This window comes from Variovorax sp. Soil_C_33, assembly GCF_057656935.1.
Genome location: NZ_JBDGJK010000041.1, coordinates 1 through 978 on the forward strand (window position 1 = coordinate 1; position 978 = coordinate 978).

Below are 978 nucleotides of genomic sequence, written 5' to 3' on the forward strand. Positions count from 1 at the left end.
CGATGGCGAGAACTTGCGCAGCGACGTTCTCGGCCAAGTTCTCGGCCAGCGAGGGGCTGTCGGCGGCGATCACCTTGGCGACACCTGCGATCTTGGCGGCAGCGGCCGCGGCTTCGGCGGCATTGGCGCCGGCCACCAGCACGTGCACGTCGCCGCTCTGGCAGGCGATGCCCGCGGTCACGGTGTTGAGGGTCGCCGGCTTAACGGTGGCGTGGTCGTGTTCGGCAATAACAAGTACGGTCATGTTCAGATCACCTTCGCTTCGTTCTTAAGCTTGTCCACCAGGGTGGCGACGTCGGGCACCTTGATGCCGGCGCCGCGCTTGGGCGGCTCGCTGACCTTCAGGGTCTTCAGGCGCGGCTTGACGTCCACGCCCAGGTCCTCGGGCTTGAAGGTGTCGAGCTGCTTCTTCTTGGCCTTCATGATGTTGGGCAGGGTGACGTAGCGCGGCTCGTTCAGGCGCAGGTCGGTGGTGATGACCGCGGGCAGCGTGAGCTGGATGGTTTCCAGGCCGCCGTCGACTTCGCGCGTGACCTTGACCTTGTCGCCTTCGACTTCGACCTTGCTGGCGAAGGTGGCTTGCGGCAGGTCGGCCAGCGCCGCCAGCATCTGGCCGGTCTGGTTGGCGTCGTCGTCGATGGCCTGCTTGCCGAGGATGACGAGTTGCGGTTGTTCCTTGTCGACCAGGGCCTTCAGGAGCTTGGCCACGGCCAGCGGCTGCAGCTCTTCGGTGGTTTCGACCAGGATGCCGCGGTCGGCGCCGATGGCCATGGCGGTGCGCAGGGTTTCCTGGCACTTGGCATCGCCGCAGGAGACGGCGATGACTTCGGTGACCACGCCCTTTTCCTTCAGGCGGACCGCCTCTTCGACGGCGATCTCGTCGAAAGGGTTCATGCTCATCTTGACGTTGGCGATGTCGACACCGGTGCCGTCGGACTTGACGCGCACCTTCACGTTGAAATCGACGACCCGCTTGAC

2 protein-coding genes are annotated in these 978 nt (G+C 65.0%); both read right to left on the bottom strand.

Annotated elements, in window-relative coordinates:
* Positions 1–244 (bottom strand): adenine nucleotide alpha hydrolase family protein (locus tag AC3A6B_RS29810; RefSeq protein ID WP_487840237.1); only part of this gene is annotated, 244 nt, incomplete at its 3' end.
* A gap of 2 nt (positions 245–246) precedes the next feature.
* A partial coding sequence (locus AC3A6B_RS29815; RefSeq protein WP_487840238.1) for an electron transfer flavoprotein subunit beta/FixA family protein occupies positions 247–978 on the bottom strand: 732 nt, incomplete at its 5' end.